Origin of the sequence: Inhella sp. (assembly GCF_027532025.1) — a bacterium.
In the GTDB taxonomy this organism is placed as follows: Bacteria; Pseudomonadota; Gammaproteobacteria; order Burkholderiales; family Burkholderiaceae_C; genus Inhella.
The window spans coordinates 1-24844 of record NZ_JAPZSY010000113.1; the positions used below are offsets into that span (position 1 = coordinate 1).

General features: G+C 68.4%; 23 protein-coding genes. 20 read left to right on the plus strand and 3 right to left on the minus strand.

The features are described 5' to 3' along the window. Positions 1-96: 96 nt before the first annotated feature. A complete protein-coding gene (locus O9335_RS13900; protein WP_298389120.1) occupies positions 97-531 on the plus strand; it encodes a DUF1841 family protein in 435 nt (144 codons plus the stop codon). A gap of 19 nt (positions 532-550) precedes the next feature. Here the strand turns inward: O9335_RS13900 and O9335_RS13905 are convergent, their stop codons facing one another. The 3 genes from O9335_RS13905 to flgA form a co-directional block, all read right to left on the minus strand. Continuing rightward, a complete protein-coding gene (locus O9335_RS13905; RefSeq protein ID WP_298389122.1) occupies positions 551-952 on the minus strand; it encodes a hypothetical protein in 402 nt (133 codons plus the stop codon). A 61-nt stretch (positions 953-1013) separates the two neighbouring features. Beyond that, the gene (flgM, locus tag O9335_RS13910; RefSeq protein ID WP_298389124.1) at positions 1014-1385 is read right to left on the minus strand and encodes a flagellar biosynthesis anti-sigma factor FlgM; all 372 of its coding nucleotides are present in this window, start codon (positions 1383-1385) and stop codon (positions 1014-1016) included. A 139-nt stretch (positions 1386-1524) separates the two neighbouring features. Beyond that, complete coding sequence (gene flgA / locus O9335_RS13915) at positions 1525-2220, minus strand: flagellar basal body P-ring formation chaperone FlgA (protein WP_298389126.1); 696 nt, start codon at positions 2218-2220, stop codon at positions 1525-1527. A gap of 143 nt (positions 2221-2363) precedes the next feature. Between flgA and flgB the strand changes: the two genes are divergently transcribed. The 19 genes from flgB to O9335_RS14010 form a co-directional block, all read left to right on the plus strand. Next, positions 2364-2789 carry a flagellar basal body rod protein FlgB gene (flgB, locus tag O9335_RS13920; RefSeq protein ID WP_298389128.1) on the plus strand — a complete coding sequence of 142 codons (426 nt, stop codon included), beginning with the start codon at positions 2364-2366 and terminating at the stop codon, positions 2787-2789. 14 nt (positions 2790-2803) lie between these two features. Continuing rightward, positions 2804-3229, plus strand: coding sequence for a flagellar basal body rod protein FlgC (gene flgC / locus O9335_RS13925; protein WP_298389130.1), 426 nt, complete (start codon positions 2804-2806; stop codon positions 3227-3229). A 23-nt stretch (positions 3230-3252) separates the two neighbouring features. Continuing rightward, positions 3253-3894, plus strand: a complete 642-nt coding sequence (locus O9335_RS13930; protein ID WP_298389132.1) for a flagellar hook capping FlgD N-terminal domain-containing protein — start codon at positions 3253-3255, stop codon at positions 3892-3894. 22 nt (positions 3895-3916) lie between these two features. Then, entirely contained in the window at positions 3917-5227 is a 1311-nt protein-coding gene (flgE, locus tag O9335_RS13935; protein ID WP_298389134.1) for a flagellar hook protein FlgE, read from the plus strand. A gap of 85 nt (positions 5228-5312) precedes the next feature. Continuing rightward, the gene (gene flgF / locus O9335_RS13940; protein WP_298389136.1) at positions 5313-6038 is read left to right on the plus strand and encodes a flagellar basal-body rod protein FlgF; all 726 of its coding nucleotides are present in this window, start codon (positions 5313-5315) and stop codon (positions 6036-6038) included. A gap of 51 nt (positions 6039-6089) precedes the next feature. Then, positions 6090-6872 carry a flagellar basal-body rod protein FlgG gene (gene flgG, locus O9335_RS13945; protein ID WP_298389138.1) on the plus strand — a complete coding sequence of 261 codons (783 nt, stop codon included), beginning with the start codon at positions 6090-6092 and terminating at the stop codon, positions 6870-6872. 68 nt (positions 6873-6940) lie between these two features. Beyond that, the gene (locus O9335_RS13950; protein WP_298389140.1) at positions 6941-7621 is read left to right on the plus strand and encodes a flagellar basal body L-ring protein FlgH; all 681 of its coding nucleotides are present in this window, start codon (positions 6941-6943) and stop codon (positions 7619-7621) included. Positions 7622-7677: 56 nt separating this feature from the next. Beyond that, positions 7678-8781 carry a flagellar basal body P-ring protein FlgI gene (locus tag O9335_RS13955; RefSeq protein WP_298389142.1) on the plus strand — a complete coding sequence of 368 codons (1104 nt, stop codon included), beginning with the start codon at positions 7678-7680 and terminating at the stop codon, positions 8779-8781. Beyond that, complete coding sequence (locus O9335_RS13960) at positions 8781-9629, plus strand: glucosaminidase domain-containing protein (protein ID WP_298389144.1); 849 nt, start codon at positions 8781-8783, stop codon at positions 9627-9629. The genes O9335_RS13955 and O9335_RS13960 overlap by 1 nt, the downstream gene beginning before the upstream one ends. 21 nt (positions 9630-9650) lie before the next feature. Beyond that, positions 9651-11630: a flagellar hook-associated protein FlgK gene (gene flgK, locus O9335_RS13965; protein ID WP_298389146.1), complete on the plus strand. Its 1980-nt coding sequence runs from the start codon at positions 9651-9653 to the stop codon at positions 11628-11630. Positions 11631-11648: 18 nt separating this feature from the next. Continuing rightward, positions 11649-12863, plus strand: a complete 1215-nt coding sequence (flgL, locus tag O9335_RS13970; RefSeq protein WP_298389148.1) for a flagellar hook-associated protein FlgL — start codon at positions 11649-11651, stop codon at positions 12861-12863. Between the two features lie 48 nt (positions 12864-12911). After that, on the plus strand, positions 12912-14072 hold the full coding sequence (locus O9335_RS13975; RefSeq protein WP_298389150.1) for an EAL and HDOD domain-containing protein: 1161 nt from the start codon (positions 12912-12914) through the stop codon (positions 14070-14072). Next, positions 14072-14479, plus strand: a complete 408-nt coding sequence (locus tag O9335_RS13980; RefSeq protein ID WP_298389152.1) for an Hpt domain-containing protein — start codon at positions 14072-14074, stop codon at positions 14477-14479. The genes O9335_RS13975 and O9335_RS13980 overlap by 1 nt, the downstream gene beginning before the upstream one ends. Continuing rightward, the gene (locus O9335_RS13985) at positions 14476-16662 is read left to right on the plus strand and encodes an EAL domain-containing protein (protein WP_298389153.1); all 2187 of its coding nucleotides are present in this window, start codon (positions 14476-14478) and stop codon (positions 16660-16662) included. Before O9335_RS13980 ends, O9335_RS13985 begins: the two co-directional genes overlap by 4 nt. Before the next feature lie 7 nt (positions 16663-16669). Continuing rightward, the gene (locus tag O9335_RS13990; protein ID WP_298389155.1) at positions 16670-18514 is read left to right on the plus strand and encodes a diguanylate cyclase; all 1845 of its coding nucleotides are present in this window, start codon (positions 16670-16672) and stop codon (positions 18512-18514) included. Positions 18515-18777: 263 nt separating this feature from the next. Further along, complete coding sequence (locus O9335_RS13995) at positions 18778-20157, plus strand: TolC family outer membrane protein (protein WP_298389157.1); 1380 nt, start codon at positions 18778-18780, stop codon at positions 20155-20157. Continuing rightward, the gene (locus tag O9335_RS14000; protein ID WP_298389159.1) at positions 20154-22349 is read left to right on the plus strand and encodes a type I secretion system permease/ATPase; all 2196 of its coding nucleotides are present in this window, start codon (positions 20154-20156) and stop codon (positions 22347-22349) included. Before O9335_RS13995 ends, O9335_RS14000 begins: the two co-directional genes overlap by 4 nt. Beyond that, on the plus strand, positions 22346-23746 hold the full coding sequence (locus tag O9335_RS14005; protein ID WP_298389161.1) for an HlyD family type I secretion periplasmic adaptor subunit: 1401 nt from the start codon (positions 22346-22348) through the stop codon (positions 23744-23746). The genes O9335_RS14000 and O9335_RS14005 overlap by 4 nt, the downstream gene beginning before the upstream one ends. Before the next feature lie 66 nt (positions 23747-23812). Further along, the coding region (locus tag O9335_RS14010) for a Calx-beta domain-containing protein (protein ID WP_298389163.1) at positions 23813-24844 on the plus strand (1032 nt) is incomplete at its 3' end.

Below are 24844 nucleotides of genomic sequence, written 5' to 3' on the forward strand. Positions count from 1 at the left end.
TCGGGTGGTCGTCAATCAGCAGGAGTTGCATGGGCGCAGCCGGGATCCAGACCCCGCATGTTACGGAAGCACACCGCGGCCGCCGACAATCTGCGCATGTTTCAACCCTCGCAACTCGACGTGCGGCGCTTCTTTTGCACCACCCTGCGCCAAGGCCTGGCGGGTGAAGCGCTCGACCCGATGCAGCAACTGGCCTGGCCTTGGGTCCAGGCCCATCCCGAGTACCACGCCGAGTTGGCCGACGAGGCGCGTGCGCTGTCGCTGAGCTATGCGGTCGAGGCGGGGCAAACCAACCCCTTCCTGCACCTGGCGATGCACTTGAGCCTGAGCGAGCAGATGGCCATCGACCAGCCGCACGGCATCCGCCAAGCGGTGGCCTTGCTGGCGCAACGGCGGGGCTCGATGCACGAGGCCCACCACGGCGCGATGGAGGCTCTGGGAGAGATGGTGTGGGAAAGCCAGCGCAGCGGTCGGCCGCCCGACGGCCAGGCCTACCTGGAGCGGGTGCGGCGGATGGCCACGGGCGATTGAGGCTGCGCGGCCGGGGGCCTCAGGCGCTGGCGACGTCGCCGCTGCTGCGCTGCCGCAAGGTGCGGCCGCTCTGACCGTAAAGACCCAGGGGCTCGGGGGGCATCAAGACGTCGATGGCCCGGTCGAGGGCGGCCGTGGCGCGCCCCAGGGCCGCCCGCTGGGCCGCGACCTGGGCGCCGGCTGCGGCCAGCCGTTGTCGCAAGGCGGGGGTGAGGTCGCCGCCGCGGCCCCGCTCGCGGCCCTCGCGCAAGGCGTCGGTCATGAGGCGCTGCACGCTGGCGGCGTGGCGCTCGAGCGCCAGGGCGTCGCGCTGGCTCAAGGCGGCTTGCACCGAGCCCAAGGCCGACTCCAGCTCGGTCAGCAGGGGCGTGAGGGGGTCGGCAGCCGCGGGGGCGGTGGAAGACGAAGGCGTCAGGCTCATGGCAGCGGTCTCGGCGAGAGCCGCACCGCCCCAGCAAATGCCGGGAGCCTGGCGCGGCGGTTCAGCGGGATTCGTCGGGGTCGCGGTTGGCGAGCAACTCGCGGGTGTTGGCAATCAGGCGGTCGGCCACGCGCTCGGCGTTGACCTTGAAACGCCCTTCCTGGATCTCGCGGCTGACCCGCTCGACCTTGGAGGCGTCGAAGCTGTCTTTCTGGTCGCCCCCGCTCATCATTTGCACTGCGCTGTTGGACAGCGCCACCTGGGCGCTGGCGGGCGGGTTGGCGCTGACGGGCTCGGGGCGGGCCCCGGTCTGGTTCGGCGCCGCTGGCGTGATGGCCACACGCCCGGCTGCTGGCGACAGCTCCGGCTTGTTCTGGCGGTCTTGAGACGCCAGCGGCTGCACGGGTCGGTTGGGGGTGTTGTTGATTTCCATCATGCGCTCCAGGTGCTCGGTGGAAACCCTGGAGGGACCACCGTAAGGGCTCTTTCGGCCGACACGCTGGCAACTTTAGTGATTTCTGCGCCCGCTCGCTGGCGGCAGGGCTGGGCGTGACCCAGATCACGAAGGGACGTCACGACAGGGCCTCCACCCGCCGCTCGGCCACGGGCAGGGCCTGGATCACCCGGCCGCCGCCCACCCGCACGCGCACCGGCGCGCCCTCTAGACCGGGACCCATGGCTTGGCCTTCGGCCGAAACCGCGAAACCTTGACCCTGCCAGCGCACCTGCACGGTATCGCCGGCGGCGAACCATTGCCGGGCGCGCAGGTGGGGCTGCCGCAGCACCTCGCCGGCCTCCATCGGCCGCGCCAGCGTGCGCCCCACAGGCGACTGCGTGCCCAACACGGGGCCAGGCTCGGCGCTGACTTCGGCTGGCGCCCAGCGCAGGTGTTCAACGGCCAGCACCGTGCCCGCCGGCAGGGGCTGGCTCACGACCCAGGTGGGCGCGGTGACGCGCACCACCACGGGGATGGTGACCGACCACCGGCTGGCACCCTCGACGCAGCGCAGGCCCAGTCGGCTGCGACCCCAGAGGCTTTGCCCGGCCGGCACGAAGGGCTGAACCCGCTGGCAAGGGGCGAGGCGCAGGCGCGGGTCGGGGGCGCCCACGTCGATGTCCACGCGGGCCTCGGCGGGCAATGCCGCGCGAGCGGCTTGCTCGGCCAACCCTTCGAGGCGCTGCGTCCACTCGACCGGCCATGCCGATGCCCGCGCCCACGACGGGGCCAGCAGGCAGGCAGCAACGGTCAGGATGAGACGCCAAGACATGCCGGCCACTCTAGGCACCGTGCGTGGGCACAAGGCGCAGAAATGCGGGGCCGAGCGGCCGCTTATCGCGCTCAAGTCCGGCGGGCCGATCCCCAGAATGACGAGCATCCTCAGGAAAAGGCCGTCCCGGAACGGGTCGAACGATGATCAACCGCCTCACCGATGGCATCGGGTTTCAAACCCAGGCGCTGATGTTGCGCGCCGAGCGCCAGCGCCTGTTGGCGAGCAACATCGCCAACGCCGACACGCCGAACTACCAAGCCAAGGACATGGACTTTGGCAAGGCCCTGCGCACGGCCGCCCAGGCTGCCGCAGGGGGCCAGCCTGCGGCCTTGCCGGCGGCGACGAACGCCCGCCACCTGAGCGTGAGCACCCTGGGCCTGGCCAGCGCCACGCGCGAAGCCGCCCTGCAGGCCCAGACCTCGGCGGACAGCAACGGGGTGGACATGGACCGCGAACGCGCCAGCTTCGTGGACAACGCCTTGAAGTACGAGGCCACGCTGCGCTTCATCAACGGCAGCGTGCGCACGACGCTGGACGCCATGCGCTCGCACAACGCGGCCGGCTGACCGGGAGAACGACGATGTCGATGTTCCAGATCTTTCACATCAGCGGCAGCGCGGTGTCGGCGCAAAGCCAGCGCCTCAACACCGTGGCGAGCAACCTGGCCAACGTGGACACGGTGGCCGGCCCCGACGGCACGCCGTACAAGGCACGGCAGGTGGTGTTCCAAACGCACCTCATGGGCGCCCAGCAAGGCGGCCCGGCCGACGGCGCCGGCGCCGGCGTGCGGGTGGCGGACGTGGTGGAAGACCCAACCCCGGGGCGCAAGGTCTTCGACCCCAAGCACCCGCAGGCCGACGAGCAGGGCTATGTGACCTACTCGAACGTCAACAGCGTGGAGGAGATGGTCAACATGATCAGCGCCTCGCGCTCGTACCAGAACAACATCGAAGTCATGAACACGGCCAAGAACCTGCTGCAAAAGACCTTGCAGCTGGGGCAGTGAGCACACGGAGCTGAAGCATGGACGTGAGCACCCTCCTCAACACCGGCACCAGCACGGCCGCCAAGCAGAGCGACGCCGCCCAAAAGGCGCAGGAGAACCAGGACCGCTTCCTGACGCTGCTGGTGGCGCAGATGAAGAACCAGGACCCGATGAGCCCGATGGAAAACGCGCAGCTGACTTCGCAGATCGCGCAGATCCAGACGGTGACGGGCATCGACCAGTTGAAGACCAGCATCGAGACGATGAACGCGCAGTTCAACCAGAACGCCTCGATGCAGGGCGTGGCCCTGATCGGCCGCGACGTGACCACGGCCGGCAACCGGCTGCAAGTGGGCAGCGAGGGCGCGGTGGGCACCTTTTCACTGGTGGGGGCGGCCGACAACGTCACCGTCACGGTCACCACCGCCGCCGGCACTGTGATCGACACGGTGCAACTGGGCGCTGCCACGGCCGGACGCCACAGCTTCGCGTGGTCCAAGGAGGGCTACAGCGGCACCCAAGACTTGCGCTTCACGGTTGCCGCCAAGCGCGGCGCCACGCCGGTATCGGCCCAGACCTTCAGCCGCGACCGCGTGGTCGCGGTCAACACCGACGGCGCCAAGCTCAGCTTCATGCTGGCCAGCGGCAACACCACCACCCTGGACTCCATCCTCAGCGTCGACTAACCCCCACCCGAAAGGCTTCATCATGGGCTTTCAACAAGGTCTCTCCGGCCTCAACGCCGCCGCCAAGAACCTGGACGTGATTGGCAACAACATCTCCAACACCAGCACAGTCGGCTTCAAAGCCTCCCGGGCGGAGTTTCAGGACTTGTACGCCGCAGCCCTCAACGGCGCCGGCGTGGGTCAGATCGGCATCGGCGTCACGCTCGGCTCGGTGGCGCAACAGTTCACCCAGGGCAACATCAGCACCACCGAAAACCCGCTCGATCTCGCGGTGAACGGCCCGGGCTTCTTCCAGATGAGCGACGGCGTGAACCCCACCACGTACACGCGCAACGGGCAGTTCAAGATCAATCGCGAGGGCTTCATCGTCAACAACGACGGCCTCAAGCTGCTGGGCTACCCCGCCGACGGCACGGGCGTGATCCAGCCCGGGATCGCCGCCCCGTTGCAGCTGCCCACCGCGGGCATCGCGCCGCAGCGCACCAACGACATCAAGCTGGAGTTCAACGTCGACTCGCGCGTGCCCATCACCCTGCCCGCCGCTGGCGGCGTCATCCTGAACGACCCCACCACTTACAACAACGCCACCTCGCTGGCGGTTTACGACACCAAGGGGCAAGACACCGCGCTGACGCTCTACTTCCAGAAGGCCTCGGTGGACGCCACAACAGGCGACACCACGTGGAATGTGTATGCCACCGCCAATGGAACGCCGGTCACAGTGGACTCCGCCGGCAACGGCATCACCCTGGATGCCAACGGCAACCCCCAACAGCCGTGGACGTCCATCGTCTTCCCGCGCAACGGCGGCAACCCCACCACCCCCGCCGGCTTGCTGAACTTGGATATTCCGGTGTCGGTGAACTCTCAGGGCGCGCCGGCCCTCGACATCCCGGGTATCCAGGTCGATCTGCTCGGAGCCAATGAAAACGCCTCGCCCTTTGCGGTGACCAACTTGCTGCAAGACGGTTACGCGCCGGGTCAGCTCAGCGGCATCTTGGTGGAGAGCAACGGCATCGTGACCGCCCGCTACAGCAACGGCCAAAGCAAACCGGCGGGTCAGATCGAAATGGCCAGCTTCCGCAACCCACAGGGCTTGCAGCCCCTGGGCGGCAACGTCTGGGCTCGCACCTTCGCCAGCGGGGATGCGGTGCTCGGTACGCCAGCCGTGGGCAACTTCGGCAAGCTGCAGTCGGGTGCGCTGGAAGACAGCAACACCGACCTGACGCTGGAGTTGGTCAACATGGTCACCGCCCAGCGCATTTACCAAGCCAACGCGCAGACGATCCGGACGCAAGACCAGATCTTGCAGACCATCGTCCAGCTGCGTTGATGGCGATGAACCCCGGTCACCCTGCGATCACCCTGCGCCAGACGCGGTGACCGCTCACTGGCATTGAGTCGAGCAGGAGCAACCCATGGATCGCATGGTTTACAACGCGATGGCAGGTGCCAAGGCCGCCATGCAGCGGCAAGAGGTGCTGTCCAACAACCTGGCGAATGTCAGCACCTCGGGCTTTCGGGCCGAGTTGGTGGCCTTCCGCGCCGTACCGGTGCGCGGCGATGGGGCCAGCACGCGCGCCTACGCCCTGGAAACCACGGTGGGTTACAACGACGAAGCCGGCCCCTGGAACCACACCGAGCGGCGCCTGGATGTGGCGATGGTGGGCAAGTCCTGGCTGGCCGTGCAGGGCCTGGACGGCACCGAGGCTTACACGCGGGCGGGCTCCTTGGACGTCAACGCCGAGGGCCTGCTGGTGACCAAGTCGGGCTTGCCGGTGCTGGGCGACGGCGGCCCCATCACCGTCCCGCCCAACACCACGGTGCAAATCGGTGCCGATGGCACGGTCAGCGCGCAAGGCCAGACCGGCCGCCCCAACACCGTGGGCCGCATCAAGTTGGTCACACCCGAGACCCCGCTGAACCGCAGCCCAGACGGTCTGTTCCGGGGCGTGGAGGGCGACTTGCAGGCCGACCCCAATGCAAGGCTGGTCAGCGGTGTGCTCGAAGGCAGCAACGTCAGCGCCGTGGAAACGATGGTGGCCATGATCTCCGCCGCCCGCCAGTTCGAACAACAGATGAAGCTGCTCACCCTGGCCCAAACCCAGGGCCAGGTGTCGAGCAAGCTGTTGTCGCCGACCTGAAGTGACCCCCAGTCTCTCGGCGGTCGCTGACCGCATGAAGGAAACCCGACCATGATGCGCAGCCTCTGGATCTCCAAGACCGGGATGGAAGCCCAGCAAATGCAGCTGGACCACATCTCCAACAACCTGTCCAACGTCAGTACGGCGGGCTACAAACGCACGCACGCGCAGTTCGAAGACTTGATGTACCAGAACCTGCGCCAAAGCGGAGCACCGCAAACCGAGCAGACCACGCTGCCCACGGGCTTGCAGGTGGGCCTGGGGGTGCGTCCGGTCGCCAGCAGCCGCACCTTCAGCCAGGGCAATCTGCAGCAAAGCGACAACGCCTTGGACATCGCCATCCTGGGCGACGGCTTCTTCCAGATCCAGCGGGCCGACGGCACCACCGCTTACACGCGGGACGGCCAGTTCAAGCTCGACGCGAACGGCCAGATGGTGACGAACAACGGCGACACGCTGCTGCCCGGCATCACCGTGCCGCCCAACGCCCGGCAGATCAGCATCGGTCAGGACGGCACCGTGAGCGCCGTGGTGGGGGGCTCGACGACGCCGCAAACGCTGGGCCAAGCGCAGCTGGCCAACTTCATCAACCCCAACGGCCTGCAGGCCCAGGGCGGCAACCTGTTCAGCGAAACCGCCAGCAGCGGCGCCCCGCAGGTGGGCAACCCCGGCACCAACGCTCTGGGCAACATCAAGCAAGGGCACATCGAAACCAGCAACGTGAACGTGGTTGAGGAGCTGGTGCAAATGATCACCACCCAACGCGCTTACGAGCTCAACAGCAAGGCCGTGCAAACCAGCGATCAGATGCTGCAGCGCTTGTCGCAGCTGTGATGGCCTGAGCAGCAGCCGCACCGACTCTCCCCAAGGGCGCCCCAGCTCAAGACACCGAGGGCCTTCGCATGCCAAACCTCCGTCACCTCATCCTCATGGCCTTGCCCCTGGCCGCCGGCTGCTCATCGATGCTGGACCCGCGCGTGGACATGGAGCCGCCCCCCGTGGTGCAGATGCCCACGCTGGCCACGCCCATGGCCCAAAACGGCGCCATCTACCAGGCCGCGAGCTACCGCCCCCTGTTCGAGCAGCACCGCGCTCGCATGGTGGGCGACACCCTGACCATCGCCATCGCCGAAAAGGTCACCGCTTCACAAAGCTCCACCAGCAAGGCCGACCGCACGGGCTCGCTCACCGCCGACGTCACCGCCGTGCCCTTCGTCAAGCCCAACAGCTTTGCCAACGGGCGGGCCAGTGCGGGCGCCAGCAGCGGCAATGTGACCGAGGGCAAAGGCAGCAACGCCAACACCAACGAGTTCAGCGGCACGGTCACGGCGGTGGTCACGGGCGTGCTGTCCAACGGGCACCTGCTGATCAGTGCTGAGAAGCAGATCGGCGTCAACAACAACGTGGACGTGTTGCGTTTTTCGGGTCAGGTCGACCCACGCGCCATCCAGGCGGGCAACACCGTGGCCAGCACGGCGGTGGCCAATGTGCGCATCGAGCAGCGCGGGCGCGGCGCCGCCGCCGAGGGCTTGCACGGAATTGGCTGGCTTTCACGCTTCTTCTTGAGCCTCAGCCCGACCTAAAGTTTTCCAACAATCGGTCGAACCCCCTTCTTGGGGTCCCTGACGGGATTCGACCGATGAAGTGCCTCCTCGCTCTCTTGCTGGCCCTGGCCAGTACCGCCGCCCCGACCGCCCTTGCTGCGACCCGCATCAAGGAAGTCGCGACCGTGGCGGGCGTGCGCTCCAACCCCTTGACGGGCTACGGCCTGGTGGTCGGGCTGGACGGCACCGGCGACCAAACCACCCAGTCGCCCTTCACCAACCAAAGCCTGCAGGCCATGCTGCAGCAGTTCGGCATCACGCTACCGCCGGGCGTGAACCCCAGCCCGCGCAACGTGGCGGCCGTCATCGTCACGGCGCAACTGCCGCCCTTCGCCCAGCCCGGGCAGGCGCTCGACGTCACCGTTTCCTCCATCGGCAACAGCAAGAGCCTGCGCGGCGGCACCCTGGTGGCGACACCGCTGCGCGGTGCCGACGGACAGATCTACGCGCTGGCCCAGGGCAACCTCATCGTGGGTGGCGCCGGCGCCTCGGCCGGCGGCAGCAAGGTGCAGGTGAACCACCTGGCGGTGGGACGCATCCCGGCCGGCGCCACGGTGGAGCGCAGCGTGCCCACGCCCCTGAACCAGCCGGGGCCTTTGCAACTCGACCTGAACAGCACCGACTTCGCCATGGCCCGCGCCGTGGCCCGCGCCATCAACCAAGCCAAGGGCAACGGCACGGCCTCGGCCCTGGACGGGCGTGTCATCCGCGTCAACGCCCCCAGCGACCCCGACGAGCGGGTGGCCTTCCTGGCGGACCTGGAAAACCTGAGCTTCGACACCGCCGCCCCGCCTGCCCGCATCGTCATCAACGCGCGCACGGGGTCGGTGGTGATGAACCAGGCCGTCAGCATCGGCGCCTGCGCGGTGGCGCATGGCAACTTGAGCGTCACCATCAACAGCACGCCCCAGGTCAGCCAGCCCGCTCCGCTTTCCGGGGGGCAAACCACCGTCACCGAAAAGGTCGACATCACGGTGCGGCAAGAACCGGGGCCATTGATCCAACTGCCCGCCAGCACCAAGCTGGCGGACGTGGTCAAGGCCCTGTCGGCCCTGGGCGCCACGCCGGCCGATCTGCTCGCCATCCTGCAGGCCATGAAGGCCGCCGGCGCCCTGCAGGCCGAGATCGAGGTGATTTGATGACCGCCCCACCCTCGAACCAGCACCTGGCCTTTGACGCCCAAGCCGGCGCTGCGCTGCGGGCACGCGCCGCGCGCGACCCCCAAGGCGCCGTCAAAGAAAGCGCCAAACAGTTCGAAGCCCTGTTCATGCAAGAGGTGATGAAGCGCATGCGCGCCTCCACCTTGTCCAGCGGCTTGATGGACAACGAGGCCAGCAAGCTGGGCACCGAGATGCTGGACCAGCAGTTCGCCCAGCAGCTCACCGGCCTGCCTGGCGGTTTGTCGGGCGCCATCGAGCGCCAGCTCAGCCGCAACCTGGGCGTGCAGGCCCCGGCAGCGCCCCCCACGCCGGCCCCCTTGCCGTCCCTGGGCAAGCGCAACGTCCCCGAGCGGGCAGCGCAGTTCATCCTCAAGCACGAAGGCGCAGCCAAGCAGGTGGAAGCGGAAACCGGCATCCCCGCGCATTTCATGCTGGCCCAGGCGGCGCACGAGACCGGCTGGGGTCGCAGCCCCATCAAGACCGCAGGCGGCGGCGACAGCCACAACCTGTTCGGCATCAAGGCGAGCTCGAACTGGACGGGCAAGGTGGCCGAGATCACCACCACCGAGGTCATCAACGGGGTCGCACGCAAGGTCACCGCCAAGTTCCGCGCCTACGACAGCCCCGAGGAGGCCTTCCGCGATTACGCGCGCCTGCTCAAGGGCAACCAACGCTACGCGCAGGCCGTGGCCGCCGCCGAGACCGAGAACGCCCAAGCCTTCGCGCACCACCTGCAACGCGCCGGCTATGCCACCGACCCCGCGTACGCCGACAAGCTGGCCCGCGTCATCAACACCACGGTTCGCGTCCAGCGGGCTCTGGCCTGAGGCTGAGAAGGAAAGCACGCCATGGGAGCCTCTCTGCTGCTGACGCTGGGCGCGCGGGCGATGAACGCCAGCCAAACGGCCATCAACACCATCGGCCACAACATCGCCAACGCGAACACGCCGGGTTACTCGCGGCAAAGCGCCGTGCTCAAGACCGCCGCGCCACAGTTCACGGGCGGAGGCTTTCAGGGCAAAGGCGTCCAGGTCGACACCATCACGCGCGCCTACAACCAGTTCCTCAGCCGCGAGGCCACCACCTCGCGCTCCACGGCCGTATCCGACCTCACCCTGCTCAACAACCTGCAGCGCCTGGAAAGGGTGCTGCCACCGGGTGAAGCCGGGCTGGGCCAGGGCATGAGCCAGTTTCTCAACGCCATGGTCGACGTCTCCAGCCGGCCGAGCGACACCGCGGCACGTCAGGTGGTGCTGGCGCGCGCGCAGGAAATGGCCGCACGCTTTGCCAGTGCCGGCCAACAGTTGCAGGACCTGCAGCAAGGCGTGGTCACCGAGCTCAAGGCCAACGCCGTGGTCGTCAACCAGCTCGCCAAGCAAATCGCCACCCTCAATGGCGACATCGCGCGGCTCACGGGCTCGGACAACAGCCCCAACGACCTGCTCGACCAGCGCGACCAGTTGGTGGCCGAATTGGCCAAGTACATCGGTGTCAGCACCATCCCCGCTTCGGACGGCTCGGTGGGCGTCTTCATTGGCGGCGGGCAGGTGCTGGTGCTGGGCAGCCAGGCGCGGTCGCTGGTGGTGCAGAACGACCCCTACGACGGCCAACGCGCACAGGTCGCCATCCTGGACAGCGGCAACACCCGGGCACTGGACACGAGCGTGCTCACCGGCGGCTCGATCTCCGCCCTCGTGAGCTACCAAAACAAGGACCTGCAGGACGCCCGCAACTACATCGGTCAGCTGGCCACGGCCATCACCATGCGCGTCAACACGCAGCAGGCCTTGGGTTTGGACTTGAGCACGCCAGCCGGCGCGGGGGTGGCCCTGTTGGCCGTCGGCGCCCCCAACGTGCTGCCGGCCAGCACCAACGCGCGCGACGCCAGCGGCGCTTTCTTGTCGGGCGTGACGGTCACACGTGTCGACCCCGGCTTCTTGCAAGCCAGCAGCTACACCCTCAAGGGCGACCCGGCCGCCGTGGGCAGCTACCTGCTCGTTCGCGAGAGCGACGGCGTGGTGCGCAGCGTGGCCGATGGCGACGTGATCGATGGCTTCCGCATCGATTTCAACCCTGCGCCCCCGGGTCCCTTCGACACCTACCGCCTGGAGCCTGTGGCCACGGCGGCGGTCAGCATGCGCCGCGTGCTCGACCAAACGCAAGGCATCGCCGCCGCCAGCCCCATCAGTGCCGTCACCAACGTGGCCAACACCGGCACGGCCAGCGTGAACAGCATCTACGCCGTGGACACGACGAACTTCAACCCGGCCGAGTTCCCGGCCAGCGTGGTGTTCGGCGCCAGCAATCCGGACGGCAGCGTCGACTACACACTGACCACACAGAGTGGCGTCTTCAACGGCGTTTGGCGGGCCGGCCAGCCCCTGGGCAACGAGCCCGGCATCGACCAGGGCTTCGCGCTGAACCTGGTGGGCGTCCCGCGCCCTGGCGACAGCCTGGCGATCAACCCGACCCAATACCCGGGGCAAAACAACGGCAACGTCCAAGCCTTCCTGGCGCTGCAGGGCGAGCGCTTCGTCGGTCAACGCGACCTGGGCAGCGGCGTCATCGCCGCTGGATCCACGCTGAACGACGCCTACGCGGCCGCCATGGGCGACATCGGTGCTCGCGCGCAGGGCATGGAGTACCTCGCCAAGGCCTCTGACCAAGTCGCCAACGACGCCGAGTCCGCCTTGTCGAGCGAGGTGGGCGTCAACCTGGACGAAGAGGCGGCCCGCCTGCTGCAGTACCAGCAGGCCTACCAAGCCTCGGCCAAGATGCTCCAAGTGGCCCAAACCGTTTTTGACGAACTGCTCAACTCCGTCCGCTGAGCCGATTGAGGTCCTCCCATGCGCGTTTCCACCGCCAACCTCTACAGCAGCACCATCGCCCAGTTGCAGCGCCGCCAACAGGAGCTGCAGCAGACCCAGGTGCAACTCACTTCGGGCAAGCGGGTGGCCGACGCCAGCGACGACCCCACGGGTGCGGCACGCATCGAGCGGGCCCTGGCGGCCATCGGGCGCGTGGACGCCAACCAACGCGCGCTGGAAGCCAGCCGCAACAGCATGACGCTGGCCGAGTCCGCCATGGGCGACGCCACCGAAATCCTGCAGCAGATCCGCGAAACCCTCGTGGCCACCGGCAATGCCTCCTATGGCGACAGCGAGCGCCGCAGTCTGGCCGACAAGATCGCCGGCCTGCGCAAGCAACTGCTGTCCATCGCCAACCGCCCCGATGGTTCGGGCGGCTACGTGTTCAGCGGCCAGGGCTCCAGCCAGCCGCCCTTTCTCGACGAAGCCACCGGCGTTCGCTTCAACGGCGTGCCCGGCACCGTGCTCACCGGCAACCTCGACAACTTCGCCATGACCGTGGACGGCCGCCTGGCCTGGGAGCAGGCGCGCAGCGGCAACGGCACGTTTGCCACCGGGCCGCTGCCCAACGCCAACACCGGCCAGCCGCCGACCTTGTGGATCGACTCGGGGCGCGTGACCAACCCGCAAGCGCTCACGGGGCACGAGTACGCCATCCAAATCGACGGCACCACCGGGCTGTCACAAGCCACCATCACCGACGTCACCACCGGCAGCGTGGTCGCCACAGTCTTGCCGTTCGAGCCGGGCAAAGCGATCGTGTTCGATGGCATGACCATCACCCTCAATGGCACGGTGACGGACGGCGATCGTTTCGAGATCAAGCCCTCGGTGGCCGACTCGAACATCTTCAACGTCCTTGACAGGGTGGTGGGCGAACTGCGCACGCCCAACCGCAGCGCCATCCAGATCCAGCAAAGCAACATCATCGCCCTGCGGGACATCGACCAATCGTTTGCCAACTTTCAGGAGGTGCGCTCTTTGGTGGGCGAGCGCCTCAACCTGCTGGACGGCACCGAGAGCCGCTTGTCGGGCCTCAAGCTGTACAACCAAGCCGAGCGCAGCGCCGCCGAGGACCTGGACATGACCGAGGCCATCTCGCGATTCCAGATCCAACAGACCGGCTACGATGCAGCGCTACGGTCTTACGCGGCCGTGCAAAGACTGACCCTGTTCCAGTATCTGAACTTCTGATGGGGTGACCCTTGGCGCCCCAGCGCGTTTGCCGGGAGCCCTTGCGCGATGAGTCTGAAGCACCCCATCTTGGCCCAGGTGGCCTTGGGTTACGCCCCGCTCTACGACGCGCAGCGTCAGGTCATGGCCACGCGCCTGACCCTCGTCCCCCTCAAGCCCGACGTCGCCTTGGATCCTGCCGAGGTGCTGGCCGTGGCGCTGGACGCCTGCCCGGCCTCGCACCGCCCGGTGATCCTCAACGTCCCGCACGAAGCCACGCTGGCGGCAGTGGCTCGCTGCGAGCTCCCGCCCCACCTGAGCCTGGAGGTGCCCGCCTTCTTGGCCGGCAGCATGGCCGAGGCCCTGCTGTCGTGCTCAGGGCAACTGCTCAAGGGCGTGAGCGACGTGGGGGCGCCGCGTAGCACCTTCAAAGCCACGGAGCTCGACCTGGACGACCTGCGCCGCGGCGTGACCGACCCCAACCGCTTGCCCCTGTGGTGCAACGTGGTGCGCTCGGCTCCGGAGGCCGCGGAAGCCTTCCAGCGTGGCGCCCAAGCCGTGTTTGGCCTGCCGGTGGAGGGCGCCTACGAGCCGCCCGCGGGCTCGCCCAAGGTGGACGTGAGCGCCGACCTGCAGGTGCTCATGCAGCTCATCGGTCAAGTCGACCGCGGGGAGGCGCCCGACCGCCTCGAGGCCACGCTCAAGCGCGACCCCAGCCTGGCCTTCAAGCTGCTGCGCTACATGAACAGCGCGGCCTTCGGGCTGCCCGTCGAGGTCACCTCGTTCCGCCACGCCATGATGTTGCTGGGCCTGGCGCGGCTCAAGCGCTGGCTCGCCCTGCTGTTGGCCACGGCTTGCAAGGACAACGCCATGCGCCCCGTCATGTGGGCCGCGCTGCGCCGAGGCTTGCTGATGGAAGAACTGGCCCGCGGCTTGAACGACCGCGAGGCGCAAGACGAAATGTTCATCTGCGGCCTGTTTTCGCTGCTGGATCACCTGCTCAAGTCGCCCTTCGACAAGCTGCTGGCGTCGGTTCCCTGCCCCGAGCGCGTGGTTCAGGCCTTGGTCCACCACACCGGCCCCTACCAGCCCTACCTGGACATGGCGCGCGCCATCGAAAGCGAGTCGCCCTTCGACCACCGCGACGCCGCCGCGGCCCTGATGCTGGGTCCAGCCGAGGTCAACCAAGCCGTGGTCGTGGCGCTCGCCAAAGGCGCCCAGTTGGACTGATGAGCGCCGCCCCTTGCCCGCCACCCCACGAGACCACCGGCTCGCTGCGCTGCCGGCTCGACCCCCATGCCTTGGCGGCGCTGCGGGCCCTCGACGCCGGCGCCCCGGGGGGCCTGTTGGCACGCCTCGTCCCTGCCTTCGAGCGAACGCTGGACCGAGGGCTGGGCGAGATCAACACCGCCAGCCAGGCCGAGTTGGACCGAGATCGGATCGCTCGCGCCGCCCATCAATTGAAGTCGGCCTGCGCCCACGTGGGCGCGCTGGAAGCCGCCGCACAGTGCGCCGATCTGGAGCGTGATTGCCGCTCCCCCGCCCCGTCCGACCCCAGGCCCGCCTTGGCGGCCTTGCGCCACACCTTGGAGGGCGTTCGCATCGCCGTGCGAGACCTCTCCGAGGCCGCCCCATGACCGAAGCCGCGCCGCCCCGTCTGCTTTTGGTGGACGACGACGCCAGCTCGCGCCTGGTCGCGCAAGCCATGCTGCGCCAGCATGGCTTTGCGGTGGACACCGCGGCCAGCGGCGAGGCCGCGCTGACGCTGCTGGCTGGCACCGCCGATCCCCTGCCCGATCTGATCCTGCTGGACGCCGTGATGCCCGGCCTGGATGGGTTCCAGACTTGCGAGCGCATCCGGGAGATGCCGGGATGCGAAGCCCTGCCCTTGGTCATGCTCACCGTATTGGACAGCGACGACGCGGTGGATCGGGCCTTCCAAGTGGGCGCCACCGACTTCGTCGCCAAAGGCACCTCGTGGCGACTGCTGGCGGCCCGACTTCGGCACCAGTTGCGGGCTGCCTGCACCCTGCGCGAACTGGCCCGGTCGCGCGAGCGGCTCGCCCGCGCCCAGGACTTGGCGCGCATGGGCAGCCTCGAATGGCAACCCGACGAGCCCCACCCGCGCCTGTCGGCCGAGGCCTTGCGTGCGCTCGGTCTGCCCCCCTTGAGCCTGCCGCGCTGGGTGGACCTGCTGCGTTTGGTGTCTCGCGACGAGCGGCACAGCCTGCTGCTGCGACTGCGCGAACTGCAGGCCTTCGGTGCCCCCGTGCTGACCGACGTGGCACTGCACCTGCCGGACGGTCGTCAGCGCATCGTCCACCTCGAGTTGGAACCCGAGGTCTCCTTCGAGCGTCAAGGCACTGCCATGGGCTTTGCCGGCATGGTCCAAGACGTGACCGAGCGGCGTCAAGCGGAAGACCGCATCCGCCAGCTGGCGCACTTCGACGCGCTGACCCACCTGCCCAACCGGCGCCAGCTCCTGTGGCGCATCGATCGCGCCGCCGACGCCGCCCGACGCCATGGCCACCGGGCCGCCGTGCTGCTGATCGACCTGGATCGATTCAAGAACGTCAACGACACCATGGGCCACAGCGCCGGCGATGAACTGCTGGTGGAAGTGGCCCGTCGGTTGCGGACGTGCGTGCGCCACACCGACCAGGTCTTGGATTTGGCTTTCGAGCCGGGCGGCATCCGCCAGCACCGCAGCCTGGAAGCCGTGGGGCGCCTGGGGGGCGACGAGTTCGTGGCGCTGTTGCCCGAAGTGGGCGATCAGGCCGACGCTGAGCGCGTGGCCCAGCGCATGCTGGCCGCTTTCCGCGAGCCAGTGGTGGTGGGCGCCCAAGACTTCTTCATCACGGCCAGCATCGGCATTGCGCTGTGCCCCGACGACGGACAAACCGCCGCCGATTTGCTGCGCAACGCCGACTTGGCCATGTACACCGCGAAGGACCAAGGGCGCAACGCCGCGGCGCTCTACACGCCGCAACTGGCGGCGCAGGGTCGCGTTCGCCTGGCCTTGGAGTCGGCGCTGCACAAGGCCCTGGAGCGCCAGGAGCTGGTGCTGCACTACCAGCCCAAAGTGGATGTTGAAACGGGCCGCATGGTGGGCGTGGAGGCCTTGATGCGCTGGCAGCGCCAGGGGCAGTTGGTGCCGCCGGGCGACTTCATCCCGCTGGCCGAAGAGAGCGGCCTCATCGTGCCGATGTCGGAATGGGCGCTGCGCGAAGCCACCCGCCAAGCGCGCGTTTGGCAGCAGGAGTTCGGCTTTGACCAGTCCATCGCCGTCAACCTGCCCAACCGACTCTTTGAGCGCCCCGACCTCGTCGCCCACATCCAAACCTGCGTGGAGCAGGAAGACGTGCCCCATCACCTGCTGCAGCTCGAAATCACCGAGAGCGGGCTGATGAAAGACCTGCACGGCGTCATCCCCACGCTCGAGCAACTCAACGCCGTGGGCATCCAAATCTCGATCGACGACTTCGGCACCGGCTACTCCTCGCTCAGCTACCTGACGAGCCTGCCCTTGTCCGAACTCAAGATCGACCGCAGCTTCGTCAAGGACTTGGGCCAACGCCCCCAAGCCACCGCCGTGGCCGCAGCCATCGTCGCCTTGGCCCGCTCGCTGGGCCTGCGCGTGGTGGCCGAAGGGGTGGAGACCACCACCCAGCTCGACGCCCTCTGCGCCCTGGGCTGCCGCGTCATGCAGGGCTACCTGTTCGCCAAGCCCATGCCCGCTGACGCGGTGCCGCATTGGGTGAAAACGGCCGTCTTGGCCCGCCCCTCGCGCCCCCTCGCGCCCGAAGCCACGCCGCAGTGAGCCGCTGATGCCCGGACTGTCTCCCGCCCAACTGGCCAAGCAAGCGCTGCGGCGCATCGCCGTTTCCAAGCTCGAGCCCACGCCCGACAACTACGCCAAGGCCTACGCCGCCGAGGCCGCCGAAGCCGGACAAACCTGGCAGGAAGCCCAAGCCCTGCCTGAAAAGGCCCAGCCCGCTGTGTTGCGGCTGCTGCAATGGGTGGGCGACCCCAGCGAGCGCCAGGCCCTGGCGCTGGCCCTGCGGCAATCGCAATGGGACGAGATGTTGCGGCTGACCGAGCGCTTGCTGGCCGCCGACGGCCCAGCCGCCCAGGGCGAAGCCTGGTCGCAAACCGTCGAACGCCTGGCCCGGGGCTTGGAGCGCGGCGGCAAGGTCTGGACCCTGGCACGCAAGAAAGACGGCCTGCAGCGCGTGCTCAACGCCAACAAGGGCGATGGCGCAAGGCTGGTGCGGCGGCTGCGCCAGCTCGTGCAAAGCTGGGACAGCGACGTGGAGAGCGACGCCGGCGTGGACACCAAGCTCGAAGCGTCCGAGGGCACCCCGAGCCAGTTTCTGGACGAACTCGAGCGCGATGATGGCCCCCCTGAGCGCGAAGCGCCGCCCGACACCATCCACCTGGACCTCGACGACGACAGCGAAACGCCCTGGACGCAAGCGGGACAGGCCCTGCATGACACCGTGCAAAGCGCTTTGGCGCCGCTGGAGGCCACGGCGGCGGGCGAATCCCAATTGGCCGAGCTGACCCGCGAGTTGAACGACGCCCACGCGCTCCTGCAGGAGCAACCCGCCGACCTCGGCCACGCGCAAGCCCTGGCTGGCCTGTGCCAGCGCGCCCGTCGGGTGCTGGGTCAGCGCCAGCAACTGTTGGGCCACTTGGCGCAACTGTGCGAAGAACTCAGCGGCAGCTTGGTCGAGCTCAGCGAAGACGAAAGCTGGGCTCGGGGGCAGGCCCACCTGATGGCCGATGCGCTGTCGCAAGGCCTCACGCCACGCGCCGTGCGCGCGGTGGGCGAACGCCTGAGCGCCACCCGCGAGCGCCAGCGCGGCCTGCGCGAGCAACGCACGCAGGCGCGCGAGGCCCTCAAGGGCCTGATCCAAACCCTGCTCACCGAGCTGGGTCAACTCAGCCAGCACACCGACCGCTTCAGCCAAAGCATGGGCCGCTATGTTGAAGTCATCGAAGCTGCCGACAGCCTCGAGAGCCTGACCGGCGTGGTGCGCGAAATGGTGCAAGAAAGCCGCAGCGTGCACGACCTGGTGCAGCAAACCCACACCCGGCTTCACGAAGAAAACGAGCGCGTGCAGGCCTTGAGCCAGCGCGTGCAAGACCTCGAACACGAGCTCGAGCGCTTGGCCAGCGAGGTCCAGACCGACCAACTCACCCAAGTGGCCAACCGCCGCGGGCTGGTCGCCAGCTTTGACAGCGCGCAAGCCCAACAGGCCCGCGACGGCGAGCCGCTGGCGCTGGCCCTGCTCGACATCGACAACTTCAAGAAGTTGAACGACAGCCTTGGCCATGCGGCGGGCGACGAGGCTTTGAAAAACTTGGCCGCCCGGGCCCAAGCCATCCTGCGGCCCGGCGATCTGGTGGCCCGCTATGGCGGCGAAGAGTTCGTCTTGCTGCTCCCGGCCACCCCGCTCGACGAGGCCACCCAGGTGTTGGGCCGCCTGCAACGTTCGCTGTCGGCCAGCCTTTTCATGCACGAAGGCAAGGACGTGTTCGTGACCTTCTCGGCCGGCGCCACGCTGTACCGACCGGGCGAGTCGCTCGAGCAAGCGCTGGACCGGGCCGACGAGGCCCTGTACGAGGCCAAGCGCACCGGCAAGAACCGCACCTGCATCACCCCCTGAGGGCGCCGCCCACCTTGAATCGGGGGGTGGCCAACACCCTGGAACAGGCACTGCATCCCTCAATGCGGGGGGGGCCTCGGCGAGGTGCGCCCACCTAAAATCAAGGTCTGCGCCAGATGTAACGGAATGTGACCAGGGCCATGGGGCCGGTTGCTTGGTGTTGCGCTGCGCGCCCCCTTCAACTTCCTCGATCGGCCTTCGGCCCCCCGTGGGCGCGCACCTTGGGCGCGTGGTCCACCGTGGCCGCTGGGCCGTCAATGCCCATGACGCCCCAACGCTCCTTGCTGCTCTCCTTGATCTTGACTGCCCTGCTGCCCGCTCAGGCGCAGGACGCGGCGGCCCTCAAGGCCGTGGCCGAAAAGGCCCTGGCCACCAGCCCCGAGGTGACCGCACGCTGGAACGCATACCAGGCGGCACTGGAAGGGTGGGACGCGGCAAGGGCCGCGCGCGGACCGCGAGTGGATTTGCGTGCCGAAGCCGGCCAAGAGCGCTTCCAGTACGACGTGGCCCCCAGCAGCCGCCTCAACCGCACCGGCACCAGCCTGACCCTGACCCAAGTGCTCTGGGATGGTCTGGGCACGCAACGCGAGATCGAACGCAGCTCCAACGAGCGCCTCAGCCGCTACTTTGAATTGCTGGACGCCAGCGAAAACACCGCGCTGGAGGCCGTGCGCGCCCTGATCGACGTGCAACGCATGCGTCGCCTGGCCACCCTGGCCGCGGACAACGTGGCCGAGCACCGCAAGGCCCTGGACAAGATCGAAACCCGGGTCAAGGCCGGTGTGGGACGCGGCGTCGACCAAGAGCAAGCGCAAGCACGCTTGGCCTTGGCCGAATCCAACCTCGTCACCGAGCGGGCCAACCTGCACGACGTGATGGCCCGCTACCAGCGCATCGTGGGCGAAGCACCGCAGCGCCAAGTGCCGCCCTTGGCGCCCCTGGACGCCCGCCTGCCCGCCTCGGCGATCGAGGCCTTGCAACAGGCCGTGAGCCAAAGCCCGGCCATCCGCGCCAGCGTGGCCGCTTTGCGGGCAGCCGAGTTTTCGGTGAAAACGCGAGAATCGCTGCTGCAACCGCGCGTCGAGTTCCGCGCCCGCACCGGGCGGGGCCATAACTTCAACAGCCTGGAAGGTCGCCGTGGCGACAGCGGCGCCGAGGTGGTGTTGAACTGGAACCTCTTCGACGGCGGCGGCGACCGCGCCCGCGTGCGCCAACAGGCGGCCCTGCTGAGCCAGGCCAGCGACCTGCGCGACAAGGCCTGCCGCGATGCGACGCAAGTGGCCGCCATCGCCTACAACGACATGAACAAGCTCCGCGAGCAAGTCGCTTTGCTGCAGGCCAACACCGACGCCATCGAGCGTGCCCGCCAGGCCTATCGCCAGCAGTTCGACATCGGCCAACGCAGCTTGCTGGACTTGCTGAACGCCGAAAACGAGGCTTACACCGCGCAGCGCGCGCTGGCCAACGCCCAGTTCGACCGTGCCCTGGCTGCTGCACGCACGCACGCGGCGATGGGCCAACTGACCCAACAACTGGGCTTGGCCCGCCGCACGCAAGACGACGACGCCAACGGCTGGCAGGCGGGCGATGCCGCCCCGGCCCGCTGCCCCGCGCTGCCGCCCAACCTGGACGCCTTGCTTTGAGCCTGGAGCCCGGCCTCCCGGCCGACGCCCCCCGCGTGCGCGAAGACCTCGCGCAGCCCGACCCCTTGTTGGACTGCCTGGTCGAGGTGTGCCGCCTCCACGGCCTGCCGGCATCCCGCGCCTCGCTCAGCGCCGGGCTGCCGCTGAGCGACCGCGGCTTGAGCTTGGAACTGGCCGAGCGCGCGGCGGCTCGCGCTGGCCTGTCCGCCCGCGTGCAGCGCATGGCGCTGCACGATATCGACCGCGCGGTGCTGCCGACCATCCTCATCCTGAAGGGCAACCGAGCCTGCGTGCTGGGAGGCTGGAGCGAAGACGGCCAACAAGCCGAGGTGCTGCTGCCCGAAACCGGCCACGGTCGCGTCACGCTCGACCGGGCCGACCTGGCCCAGCGCCACACCGGCTTGGTGCTGAATGTGCGCCCGCACTTCCGCTTCGATGCCCAGGCCGCGCGCGAGCCCGCCATCGACCACCCGAGCGCGCACCCGGTGGCGCGGCACTGGTTCTGGGGCGCCATCCTGGAGCAGCGGGGGCTTTACCAGGACGTCCTGCTGGCCGCCTTGCTGATCAACCTGTTCGCGTTGGCGGTGCCGCTGTTTTCCATGAACGTGTACGACCGCGTGGTGCCCAACCTCGCCTTCGACACCCTGTGGGCCCTGGCCATCGGCGTGAGCCTGGTGCTGTTGGGCGACCTGCTCTTGCGATGGCTGCGCGGCCGCTTCGTCGACGAGGCCAGCGCCCGCGTCGACGTCCGGCTCTCCGCCGTGCTGATGGAGCGCGTGCTGGGCATGCGCTTGGCGGCCAAGCCCGATTCGGTGGGTTCATTCGCCAGCCACCTGCGGGGTTTCGAGCAGGTGCGCGACTTCATCGCGGCCGGCACCGTCACGGCCTTGATCGACCTGCCCTTCGCCTTGCTGTTTTTGCTGGTGATCGTCTGGATTTCGCCCTGGATGGCGCTGCCCGTCATCGCCATCGGCCTGCTGACCTTGGCCCTGGGCTGGCTGCTGCAAGCCCGGCTGCAGGCCCTGTCCTTGACCACCTACCGAGCCAGCGCCCAGCGCAATGCCACGCTGATCGAAGCCCTCACCGGCCTGGAGACGCTGAAAACCCAAGGCGCGGAGGGCCTCGTGCAAGCGCGTTGGGAGCACACCAATGCCTTCTTGAGCGCCACGCAGGTGCAGATGCGCGAGCTGAGCGGCCGGGCCACCAACGGCACGCTGTTCCTCGGGCAGATGGCCCCGGTGGTGCTGGTGGTCGTGGGCGTGTACCTGATTGCGCAGCGCGAACTCACCATGGGCGGCCTCATCGCCTGCACCATGCTGGCGTCGCGCGCCTTGGGTCCAGCGGGCACCGTGGTGGGCCTGCTGCTGCAAGCCCAAAACGCACGCACCGCCTTGGACGGCCTCGAGCAGTTGATGGCCAGCCCCCAAGAGCGCGAACCGCAACGGGTGGGCCTGCACCGCCCGGTGCTCCATGGGCAGATCGAGTTCCGCGGCGTGGGCTTTGCTTACCCAGGGCGCGACGACAAGGTGCTGGACAACGTCAGCTTCACCGTGCAACCCGGCGAGCACGTGGCCATCATCGGGCGCGTGGGATCGGGCAAAAGCACCCTGCAGAAGCTCATCATGGGCCTCTACCAGCCCACCAGCGGGGCCGTGCTGCTGGACGGCATCGACCTGCGCCAACTCGACCTGTCGGACGTGCGGCGCAACCTGGCGTGCGTGTCCCAAGAGGTGATGCTGTTCCACGGCACCCTGCGCGACAACATCGCCTTCGGCCAGCCGCACGCGACCGACAACGCCATCCTGGAAGCGGCCGACATCGCCGGCCTGAGCGATTTCGTCAAGCGCCACCCGCGAGGCTTCGACATGCCGGTGGGCGAACGGGGCGAGTCGCTGTCCGGCGGCCAACGGCAATGCGTCGGCATCGCCCGCGCGGTGGTGCACAACGCCCCCATCTTGCTGCTGGACGAGCCCACCAGCGCCATGGACTTCAGCACCGAGTCGCACATCACCCGACGCATGGCGTCGTTCGCGCAAGGCCGCACCGTGGTGCTGGTCACGCACCGCACCTCCATGCTGGCGCTGGTGGAGCGCGTCATCGTGGTGGACAACGGACGCATCGTGGCCGATGGGCCGCGTGAGCGCGTCATGGAAGCACTGGCCGCAGGTCGCATCGCGAAGGCAGGCTCATGAGCGCGCGGCCCAGCCTCCCTCCGCCCCAGGCCTCGCGCTGGGCCCGCTGCCTTGGCTGGTTCCACGCCTTGGTGGCGCTGCCACCGCCGCCCGTGTCGCCCGCCGTGCGCGAGTTCGAGGCCGCCGCCCAAGAGCTGATCAACGCCCAGCAGCGCCAACGCTCGCGGACGATGGTCCGGGCCGTGGCCGCCGTCGTGGCCGTGTTGCTGGTGTGGGCGGGATTTGCCCGTGTCGATGAGGTCACCAAGGGCGACGGCAAGGTGGTGTCGTCTCGCAGCCTGCAAACGGTCCAGTCCCTCGATGGCGGCGTGGTGACGTCCATCTTGGTCCGGGAGGGCGATGTCGTCGAGCAAGGGCAACTGCTGCTCACCATCGACGCCACCCGAGCCACCTCCGGCGCGCGGGAAAACGCCGCCATGGGCTTTGCGCTGCAGGCCCGCTTGGCCCGCCTGCGTGCGCTGGCCGAAGGCAGCGCCTTCTCCCCGCCCCCCGCCAAAGATGCCGACGAGCAGCGCATCGTCGACGAAGAGCGCCGCCTGTTCGAAAACCGCCGTGCCGAGCTCTCGGGCCAGGTGTCCATCAGCGAGCAGCAACTCGCCCAACGCCAGCAAGAACTGGGCGAAATGCGCGCTCGCAAGGCCGCCGCCGAGCGCGGCCTCGAGCTGAGCCAGCAAGAGTTGACGCGCACCCGGCCGCTGCTCGCGTCGGGCGCGGTGTCGGAGGTGGACATCATCAAGCTGGAGCGCGACCTCGCTCGCGCTCGCGGCGAGGCCGAGCAGGCCAGCGCCCAGATCGCCCGCGTCAGCGCCGCCGTGGCCGAGGCCCAGCGCAAGGTCAGTGAAACCGAGCTGGCCTTCCGCAACGAGGCCCGACGGGAGCTGGCGGAATCGCTCGGCAAGCTCAACGCCCTGACCGAAAGCGCCGTGGCTCTGAACGACAGGGTTGACAAGAGCCAGATCAAGAGTCCCGTGCGCGGCCGCATCCAACGCCTGCTGGCCAACACCGTGGGCGGCGTGGTGCAGCCGGGCAAAGACATCGTGGAGGTGGTGGCCCTGGACGACGCCCTGGTGCTCGAGGCCAAGGTTCACCCGCGCGACATCGCCTTCATCCACCCCGGGCAGGCCGCCATGGTCAAGTTCACCGCGTACGACTTCTCGATCTACGGCGGCCTGGAAGCCAAGGTGGAAAACATCAGCCCGGACACTGTGGTGGACGACAAAGGCAACGCGTTTTATGTCGTGCGCGTGCGCACCCTGAAGAGCCGACTGGGCGAGCAATTGCCCATCATCCCCGGCATGACGGCCGAGGTGGACGTGCTGACCGGCAGCAAAACCATCTTGTCGTACTTGCTGAAGCCCGTTTTGAAGGTCAAGGACAACGCGCTGAAAGAGCGCTGACGCCTCGACCGCCCGTTTGTTGTTCGACCCCAAGCCGCATTGCGGCCGACCCTGCAGGACCTGACCATGCCCGTCATCACCAAGAGCCATGACACCGTCGTTGTTGACTTGCAAGGGCAGGCCTACATCCGGCGCGCCGACGGCCAGCTGCACCCACTCAAGATCGGCGACAAGGTGATGAGGGGTGACTTGATCTTGACCAGCCAGGACGGCATCGTCGAGCTCGCCGACCCGAAGCCGGAGGACCTGTTGGCCATGGATCCCCCAGCCGCGGGCAAGGCTGCCTCCAACCCGCTGGACCGGGTGATCGAAGGACTGACGCAGGCCGACCCCAGTGTGGTGCCCGGCGCCGGGCCGAGCGCTGAACCAGGCAGCGACGGCAACAACGGCCCGGCGCTGCGGGTCGACCGCATCGCGGAAGCCATCGACCCCGCCGCGATCGAACCCACCCGCGCTGGCATCGTCCGGGGCGGGTCCGTGGTGGCCCGGGACGGCGAGCCGACCCAGCCCGAAATCAGCGTGAGCGATGTGCAGGTGAGCGAGGCCGACGGTTTCCTCACCTTCACCATCACCCTGAGCACCCTCGCCACGCAAAACGTGACGGTGAACTACCAGGTGGTCAGCGGCACCGCCCTGGCCAACGTCGACTTCAGCCCCGTGAGCGGCACGCTGACCCTGCTAGCCGGCACCAACACCGCCGTGGTCCGGGTGCCAGTGATCAACGACACGATCTTCGAGGGCAACGAGAACCTGCTCATCAGCCTGAGCAACCCGAGCAACGCCACCCTGGGCCGCGGGAGCGCCGTGGCAGTCATCGTGGACAACGATGCGGTGCCCACGGTGTCGCTCATCACGCCACCCACTGCCAACGAGGGCAACGACCTGGTGTTTGGCGTCACGCTCAGCAACGCCTCGGCCTTCGGCACCACCCTGCCCTTCAGCCTGGGTGGCGGCACGGCCGCCGGCAACGATTACGGCACGCCGACCTTCACCAACGGCGTCACCTACAACCCGGCCACCGGCACCGTCACCGTGCCGCCCGGCGTCACCAGCTTCTCGGTCGTCGTGCCCACCACGCCCGACACCACCGACGAGCCC

Bases quoted from the DNA above. Each gene is read 5' to 3' on its own strand.
- flgG (WP_298389138.1), top strand. From the start codon at position 6,090: ATGATGCGCAGCCTCTGGATCTCCAAGACCGGGATGGAAGCCCAGCAA.
- flgC (WP_298389130.1), top strand. From the start codon at position 2,804: ATGTCGATGTTCCAGATCTTTCACATCAGCGGCAGCGCGGTGTCGGCG.
- flgE (WP_298389134.1), top strand. From the start codon at position 3,917: ATGGGCTTTCAACAAGGTCTCTCCGGCCTCAACGCCGCCGCCAAGAAC.
- flgK (WP_298389146.1), top strand. From the start codon at position 9,651: ATGGGAGCCTCTCTGCTGCTGACGCTGGGCGCGCGGGCGATGAACGCC.
- O9335_RS13905 (WP_298389122.1), bottom strand. From the start codon at position 952: ATGAGCCTGACGCCTTCGTCTTCCACCGCCCCCGCGGCTGCCGACCCC.
- flgF (WP_298389136.1), top strand. From the start codon at position 5,313: ATGGATCGCATGGTTTACAACGCGATGGCAGGTGCCAAGGCCGCCATG.
- O9335_RS13955 (WP_298389142.1), top strand. From the start codon at position 7,678: ATGAAGTGCCTCCTCGCTCTCTTGCTGGCCCTGGCCAGTACCGCCGCC.
- O9335_RS13950 (WP_298389140.1), top strand. From the start codon at position 6,941: ATGCCAAACCTCCGTCACCTCATCCTCATGGCCTTGCCCCTGGCCGCC.
- O9335_RS13995 (WP_298389157.1), top strand. From the start codon at position 18,778: ATGACGCCCCAACGCTCCTTGCTGCTCTCCTTGATCTTGACTGCCCTG.
- flgB (WP_298389128.1), top strand. From the start codon at position 2,364: ATGATCAACCGCCTCACCGATGGCATCGGGTTTCAAACCCAGGCGCTG.
- O9335_RS13985 (WP_298389153.1), top strand. From the start codon at position 14,476: ATGACCGAAGCCGCGCCGCCCCGTCTGCTTTTGGTGGACGACGACGCC.
- O9335_RS14005 (WP_298389161.1), top strand. From the start codon at position 22,346: ATGAGCGCGCGGCCCAGCCTCCCTCCGCCCCAGGCCTCGCGCTGGGCC.
- O9335_RS13980 (WP_298389152.1), top strand. From the start codon at position 14,072: ATGAGCGCCGCCCCTTGCCCGCCACCCCACGAGACCACCGGCTCGCTG.
- O9335_RS13900 (WP_298389120.1), top strand. From the start codon at position 97: ATGTTTCAACCCTCGCAACTCGACGTGCGGCGCTTCTTTTGCACCACC.
- O9335_RS13975 (WP_298389150.1), top strand. From the start codon at position 12,912: ATGAGTCTGAAGCACCCCATCTTGGCCCAGGTGGCCTTGGGTTACGCC.
- flgA (WP_298389126.1), bottom strand. From the start codon at position 2,220: ATGTCTTGGCGTCTCATCCTGACCGTTGCTGCCTGCCTGCTGGCCCCG.
- O9335_RS13990 (WP_298389155.1), top strand. From the start codon at position 16,670: ATGCCCGGACTGTCTCCCGCCCAACTGGCCAAGCAAGCGCTGCGGCGC.
- O9335_RS13960 (WP_298389144.1), top strand. From the start codon at position 8,781: ATGACCGCCCCACCCTCGAACCAGCACCTGGCCTTTGACGCCCAAGCC.
- flgL (WP_298389148.1), top strand. From the start codon at position 11,649: ATGCGCGTTTCCACCGCCAACCTCTACAGCAGCACCATCGCCCAGTTG.
- flgM (WP_298389124.1), bottom strand. From the start codon at position 1,385: ATGGAAATCAACAACACCCCCAACCGACCCGTGCAGCCGCTGGCGTCT.